Source organism: Streptomyces sp. YS-3 (assembly GCF_045257485.1).
Lineage (GTDB): Bacteria > Actinomycetota > Actinomycetes > Streptomycetales > Streptomycetaceae > Streptomyces.
Window position 1 is genome coordinate 1 of record NZ_JBJHPC010001172.1, and the last position, 652, is coordinate 652.

At 70.4% G+C, this 652-nt stretch carries 1 protein-coding gene; it reads right to left on the bottom strand.

Features of this window, described 5'->3' with window-relative positions; all coding sequences use genetic code 11:
* Positions 1–652 (bottom strand): lytic transglycosylase domain-containing protein (locus tag ACJA3G_RS38160; RefSeq protein WP_406557570.1); only part of this gene is annotated, 652 nt, incomplete at both ends.

Consider the following 652-nt stretch of genomic DNA (forward strand, 5'->3'; position numbering starts at 1 on the left):
AGTCGGGACCGTGCGGGCGGGGCGGCGGGCCGGGGTGTCGCTGCGGCTGCCGGGCAGCACGCCCGTACCGTTCGGGACCTCGTGCGTGCCGCGCTTGTAGTAGTCGAACCACGACTGGACCGTGTTCAGGTACGTCCGCGAGTGGTTGTAGCTGAGAATTGCCTGGTCCAGGTTGGACTGGACGGCGAGGTCGCGGTTGCCGCACAGGTAGTAGGCGGTGGCCAGCGAGGCGTCGTAGATGTTGTTGGGGTCCTTGCGGCCGTCGCCGTTGCCGTCGCGGCCGGAGCTCGCCCAGGTGGACGGGATGAACTGCATGGGGCCGACGGCGCGGTCGTGGACCGCGTCACCGTCGTAGACACCGCTGTCGGTGTCGGTGATGTTCGCGAAGCCGGCGCCGTTGAGGACCGGGCCCAGGATCGGGCTGAGGGTGGTGCCGTTGGCGTCGACCTGGCCGCCGTTGGCCTGGCCGGACTCGACCTTGCCGATGGCCGCGAGTATCTCCCAGGGGAGGTGGCAGGAGGCCCGGTCGCGGGCGAGCTCGGCCTCGGCCTTCTTGTAGGCGTCGAGGATGGTCGCGGGTATGCCCTGCTGGTCGGCACCGATGACGGGCGAACCGGTGCTCGGGGTGGTCGGCGGGTTCGGGGAGACGAGG